Annotated in this window: 4 protein-coding genes; 1 reads left to right on the top strand and 3 read right to left on the bottom strand. The window is 41.5% G+C overall.

Going from position 1 to position 6,485, the window contains the following annotated elements; genetic code table 11:
• The first annotated feature begins 78 nt into the window (after nucleotides 1–78).
• A complete protein-coding gene (locus EJP87_RS12895; protein WP_130472282.1) occupies nucleotides 79–3,135 on the top strand; it encodes a hypothetical protein in 3,057 nt (1,018 codons plus the stop codon).
• On the opposite strand, the gene EJP87_RS12890 is transcribed toward EJP87_RS12895, so the two are convergent.
• From EJP87_RS12890 to EJP87_RS12880, 3 genes are all read right to left on the bottom strand, one after another.
• Nucleotides 3,127–5,130, bottom strand: coding sequence for a hypothetical protein (locus EJP87_RS12890; RefSeq protein WP_130472281.1), 2,004 nt, complete (start codon nucleotides 5,128–5,130; stop codon nucleotides 3,127–3,129). The two genes, EJP87_RS12895 and EJP87_RS12890, sit on opposite strands and share 9 nt — an antisense overlap.
• The gene (locus EJP87_RS12885) at nucleotides 5,069–5,653 is read right to left on the bottom strand and encodes a hypothetical protein (protein WP_130472280.1); all 585 of its coding nucleotides are present in this window, start codon (nucleotides 5,651–5,653) and stop codon (nucleotides 5,069–5,071) included. Before EJP87_RS12885 ends, EJP87_RS12890 begins: the two co-directional genes overlap by 62 nt.
• A 298-nt stretch (nucleotides 5,654–5,951) precedes the next feature.
• Nucleotides 5,952–6,485 (bottom strand): diguanylate cyclase domain-containing protein (locus tag EJP87_RS12880; RefSeq protein WP_130472279.1); only part of this gene is annotated, 534 nt, incomplete at its 5' end.

The raw sequence follows: 6,485 nt of genomic DNA, 5'->3' as shown, positions 1-6,485 counted from the left end.
AATTCATGCACACAATTCTATCATAATCGCATTTTAATGTATAGTTTCAATGTGTTATTCTTTTTGAGGAGACCCTATTTGGTCGCTTGCGAGGATCTTATTGCGCGTCTCAGCATTGCCTATCGTGAGGCTCGCCATATACAGCTCAATATCGCCTATTGGGTAAATGATAAGGAGTTATTGATAAAACTGGATAATGAAAGTGAGTCTGATTCACCCAAACCATTTTCTCCTAAGGAATTGTGGGGTTTGCCTCATGCGCATGAAAAAAATCAGGACCAGGATTTGTGTTACAAGCCATCGGGCGCAGATAATTTTACCTGGACAACAAGGCCAGTAGCAACATCTGTTCAGCAGATCAAATGCAACCTTTGGGAATATTTGATACGCGCGGAACATTGGCGAGATAAGTTTGCCGAGTATAATCAGAAGGAGCCGATAAACTCGAGTGAGCTCCGTCAGTTTTATCTAACCCAAACTATCTTGCGACTGCAAGCAGGAGAGGTAATTGCTACTCTGGGACAAATTCAGGATCGTTTAGGGCAGACTCTGGAAAATATCAGGCCAGGAGAATTAACACCAACAGTGCGGCGGCGCAAGGAGAAGGGTTTAACGGATAAATTTTTGAGCACAATCAGTAGATGGACCTTTCGCGATTTGGCTATCCTGGTCAAGGAGCAGTGGCAGTGTTCACTGCCGTATGGCAAAAATCTGCCTGTGGTTATCCAGTATTGGGAACATGATCTGACTTCTGCTCAGGACCATATTTTTCACGAGCAGCAGTATCATGATTGGCGTGAGGAGATTCGTAAACCTGATGAGTACCATTGGTATTCATCGCAAGATGCAAACCAGAGGATTCTTGTGCCTGCCTGGAGTGAAACTGTAATTCTACAGCTTAGTTATTGGATGTTGGAGCGTCCTGCGCTGCATCCCATCCTTGCTCATGAATTAGGTCATCGCGTCATTCATGATGTTTTGGCTGATCTTGACACGCAAGCACTTACCAAAAGCGAAACCGGTTTATTCGGACGTTTGGCGCGGCGAATTTTTCAAACCATAGATCGGGCTTTGCCAAACTATACGGTACGTGCGTTTTCAAAGGAACTTCTCTGTGATCTTCTTGGAGCGTCACGTTTTGGTTATGCCTATTTATATTCCTGGTTTCTAGAAATTCTTGCCTACCATCAATTTGACAAAGTGTGGCTTATGGACGAGTTGCACAGACTTGACAGTGAGCCACAATCTATCTTCGCCAAGTGTGAATTTGTGCGTAATGATCTGCGTCAAGCAATACCGGAAGATTATCTAAGAGGACGGTTATTATTGGCTTGGTTGGAACAGATGGAATTGAAACAGGATGATCCATTTGCTGATTCACTGCATCAAGCAGTAGAAAAACATCTCCATTGTCAGATGCAGGCCCGATTTGAAGAAGATTTACACTCATTACAATGGAAAAATCTAGGTGACATGTTGGTTCATGCGATTACGCACGGACATCAGGCACCACAGCAAGCTAAGAAACTCTTGATAGCCATGCAAAATGATTCTCCCCCAACAAATGGGGCAGATAGTATTATTTGGAAACAGGCATTTTCTCCTGCTTTTCAGAAACTGATCAGCAAAAGGTTGCAAGAACATTTGCGAGAGAGCGCATCTTCGCAAAACAAATGCCGTTGGATTAATAGTCATACATTACGTAAAGAAGAAATATTTCTATGGGGTGCCGTCGATTTGCCATGGCGTTTGGAATGGTTGCTGATGGACAGTTCCTTTTTGTCTACTTGTGCCATGGAAGATTATCTTGCCCAAACCTATCCTCCCTGCCGATTGTTCACGTCGCATCCAGTAACAACTCTCCCTGAGAAGTGCAAGGGTAATGATATCGTATGTAGTGCAGATGTTATAGAAAATTCAGGTGGTTCAGTACATTCAAAGCATACGGAAAAAGCATATTCTAGAAATACTGTAGACAGCGAAGAACAAGTGAACAGCCATCTTCCATGTCTCTGGTTGGATACGGAATTTTACTTGAATCACTGGCATAATGTTTTTGGAACTAATATTAATGGTGTGTGGTGGAAATCATCTGCAACATTTCAATTTCCTAATGATGTATGTATGCAGGAATTGCATGGTGTAAAAATTAATCCACAAGAGGATGTTTTGTCGTGGGTTTTGGAAAGAACTTCTGAAAAAAAAGAGCAAAACTATTTTATGGATTTATTGGTGTTTGCTGGGAAAGCACCAAAAAAGGAATTTTCAGTTAAAATCAAGGTTCTTGGTATTTATGATCTTGCCATCGTTACTGAATATAACGGGTTATATTGTGCAAACACCACGCAAGCAGAAGGGGCAAGAAAAGAAAATCGTACACATCTGTTAAAAGATCCAACTCTAAACATACATTGTGTACATAATGCGGAAGCAGGGAGCAATAATGAGAAATATTTTTTCCCCTACTTCGATCGCCGACGTCTAATACGGAAAATCAATATACCTAATAATACTACGTCTTATGATTGGGAAGATTCACATGTTATAGTATTGATATCTCTTCATTTTCCAGGGTTGCGGTCAGCGTTTCTCAACTGGATTAATGCGAACATAAAAACAACAAAACATGGTGAAGTTGGCAGTTTGCAGTATATGCTGCGCAATATTTTATTCAGTCTTTATCGAAGTAGTGGTTGGGAAGATTTCGTGCTGTTCTTTAAGTTGCCTGCTGGTAACGCTACTGAGGATATAAACATTAGGACATGTTTTGATATCGTCACCAACTTGGCCGTTCACCCGATGATCAGAAAAACGTACACTATTTTTTCTGATTCTGTGTTGGAAGATTTGTGGCCAGCAGAGAATAATAACAGGCCATCGTACAAATTTGCAGCAAGTTTTCACATTGTGGCAAAGAATCCAGGAATATTTCCAAAACAATTACGCAAAAAGCTGGAAGATCAGAACATGACGATGCCTTCAATAATTCCTTTTTCGACAACGGGGGAAACAGATTTTACAATTTTTATTAACGACATCTGTCGGAACGAGTTGATAAAGATACGCAACATAATTCTTAGCATGCCCATAGTTGTTAGGCTGGTCACCAACCTGCATTCTGTTGGTTCAGAATAAGTTTGAAAGACATGTAGCATAAACGGAAACAAAAATGGAGAAAAAGGCCGATATCACAGCCATTAACTTTCCTTGGTACAAGGAGATCAACCGAGGAAAGGCTCCTGGTCGAAACTGTTGTAAGGAGTGAAAGGAAAAATCGAGAGTTATCCGATCTTCTCGTTGTTTGGCGTGCAAACCAGCCAATTGATATGTCCATACATGGAGATGGTAAGTCAGGCCAAAGCTCGCCCAGCCAAAGGCGGACCAAGTGAGCAGGTGTTTTATGAGAGGATTAAATAAATTTTCTCCATTGTAGTAACCAATGATCAGAAGGATCAGTGGCAGGCACAATAATAGTAAAAACGACATTAATAAAGGAGAGTATAACCAAACAGTTACATTCCACATGCGCACTAGCACCTTAAAATCTGTTAATTCTGGTTTGCTAAGATCAGGAATGCCCAGGCTAGGTGGTGCAAAGAATACACTATAGAGTGCCATGCGGTGAATATTAAGAGTACGGTCCTCGCCATAACGCCATGCAAGGGGAAAAATCCCTTTCTGTGCTGCATGGAGAAGGATACGTTTTTCTTGAAGTAGTATTTTATTTTTCTGCCAACTATCTTCCAAATAACAAAGGCGGAAGCCCCGTTTGAATCGCCAAATGATGAAATAAAAACATAAAGGAGCAAGTAGACTTGATGTGACCAAGAAAAAAAACTGCGAAGAATGTTTTTCATCTGTTATCAGTCCGGGTTCTTTTGGTTGTACGCAACAGCTAGTGTATACAATTTGGCTTTGAGCCAAAGATGGCAAGAGCAAAGTTGATACCGAAGTTACACAACAATCAGGCTGTACTGGTTCATCATTGGTGGTTGGTAACGCTGGGAGTCCAGAATAGAACCCATAGAGAAAAATCATCGAAAAAGCCAGAATTGCTGGCCAAGGCAGGAGGGATCGAATCAGAAAAATATCATTACCGATGATGCGAACATGATCCAAAAATTGTCCCCAGTCGGTTTCGCGAACGGTTGGATATTCATTGATCACCAAATCCAGAAACCACAGAGCAAAGAGAAGAGGTAATATTATTGCAAAAATGGCGGGGGTACGTACTGCTGTATGATCAAAACCCCAACCATGCAGTAAGACAAAAGATACAACACAATACAGGAGGCACGTAAACAAATCCCCAGTGAAGATGAAAAACTGACGAAGTCTATCTTTTTCCTCTTTAATCCATCGCACAAATATATAACCACATACAAAAAATGTATAGAGGATTGAAAAAGCCATAGCGATTATAAAAATAATCAAAATCATTTTATCGAGATATAAATAAGTGGTTACTCTTACTAACTGTAATTCTAAAAAAATTAAAAATGAATATATGATTGTATGTATTGTAAAATTGCAAAAAAACTCTACCGAAATATTTTTTTTAAGATATTGCCAACAATCTATGGTGCGTTGCCATGTAAGCCAAGTGAGTAACAAAAGATCTAAAACCAAGCATATCAACTCCCACCATTCAAAACTCATAAATTGAGTCCATAACGAGCATTGAAAATCTTTACAATATTTTGGTGAAAGTATTTGCAACCCCAAAAAATTACCAGATTTAGCAGCCAGCAAGGGAGATATAACCATAAACATCCCAAGAAACAGCCACAAAAAAAAACCTTTTGTTGGATACAAAAAGAAAGCAACATGCGGGGCTGATGAATTGGCTACTATCCCTCGTTTGAAGGACTTCCAAAAAAGTCGAGGGCCATTGCGAGGACAGCTCATCTCTGCATCGCGTTCAGCGTGTCCTATAGAGAAAAGCGGGAATGCAAGAACGTTGCGAAGCTCGGAATATCGCCAAAGGCGTTGTAAAGATTTATATATCCAGACAAACAACTTGTAAAAAGTGTCACACGCCCAGACAAACAACTTGTAAAGAGTGTCCTCAGCCATCGTCGTAACTATCGCGATAGCGTGTTCCTCTCCGTCTTGCAAGACGATCATCATCAAATGGAGCTGTAAATGTTCGTGAACTGGGATTGACACCTGATGGCCGAATCTCTGGCATCGCCATCGTGCCAAAATTCCGATTAAGCCTCACTTCATATTCCATGTCAGCACGAAGTTCATTGAACATTTCTCGATTTTCTTTAAATATGTCAGAACGAAGACTGCTGACCGTTACATCGATTTCTGCGCGAAGCTCATTGTGCATTTCTAGATTTTTTTTATCTAGTTTAGAAACCTGTTCGCTTATACTGTGAATCTTCTGTTGCAACTCAGAACGAAGATTATCAATATTTGTACTGTTTGCGACTTCGGCTTGAGAAATTCGGTTGCTCAGACTGTGAATTTTCTGTTGCAAGTCAGAACGAAGATTATCAATATTCGTTCTGTTTGCGACTTCAGTTTGAGAAACCCGTTTGCTCAAACTTTCTATAGCTTTTACTAAACGACCAATAGCCACAGGTTTACGGGTCGTGTTGTCTTGCATAACCCGTGCACCACGAACAATCCGTCTTGCACTCATATCAACTCCAAAGCATATCCCAGCCCAACAAACCCATATAACCACAATAACGTTCATTATTGCGATTAACAAATCGACGTTGGGGTTATAATATTTCGTTGGCTAAGTCGCAAATAGAGCATAACCAACAACCAAGTACATATTATCAGAAGTGTGTGCCATGCGCAAAAGGAAAAAGATAAAAGAATGAAGCAATTAAAAACTATTTAGTCGTACTTTCTTTTCTTTATTGCGTCACTGCATGACAAGAAAAAAACATGTAATTATAAGCAGTTATCTTAATTGTCACGGTTGTTAATTAATCCAGCGCAGTCTCCTCTGGATGATTAAACAGCGCAAAGGGCGCGCCTTTGCCCTGCCGGGCGCTGTGCAGGGCACGGCGGGCGTTGCCGAGAAGCTCCTCCTCGTTGTGGCCAGATTCTGGAAAAATGGCAATGCCAATGAAGATTTTGACAGCAAGCGGTATGCCGTTGTCCAAGCTGTAGGGCTGGGTCATCGCCCGATGCAGGCGATATACCAATGCCAATACCTGCTCTTCATCCCCACATTCAGGAACAAAGGTGACAAACTCATTGTGCTGTATGCGAAAAGCCAAATCCTCGCCCCGCATCTGTTTGCATAAACGACTGGCCAACTCTCTTAAAAATTGTTGGTCCTGCTCCTCAGTCAACGGCTGAGCTGAGGCAAGCTCTACCTCCGGGAGCAGTAACAGCACCGCTACCCGCCGCTGTTTGCGCCTGCAAGTGCCCAGCGTCATGCCCAAAAACTCATCCAACATCCGCCGATTGCCCAGCGTGGTGACCGGATCCTTGAGGGCAAATCCCTCCAAAAG

Source organism: Candidatus Magnetaquicoccus inordinatus (assembly GCF_004217665.1).
Lineage (GTDB): Bacteria > Pseudomonadota > Magnetococcia > Magnetococcales > Magnetaquicoccaceae > Magnetaquicoccus > Magnetaquicoccus inordinatus.
This window is presented reverse-complemented; position numbering and strand designations above follow the sequence as displayed.

What these genes read in the sequence shown, in the direction of transcription:
- EJP87_RS12890 (WP_130472281.1), bottom strand. Translation starts at nt 5,130, where the DNA reads ATGATGATCGTCTTGCAAGACGGAGAGGAACACGCTATCGCGATAGTT.
- EJP87_RS12885 (WP_130472280.1), bottom strand. Translation starts at nt 5,653, where the DNA reads ATGAGTGCAAGACGGATTGTTCGTGGTGCACGGGTTATGCAAGACAAC.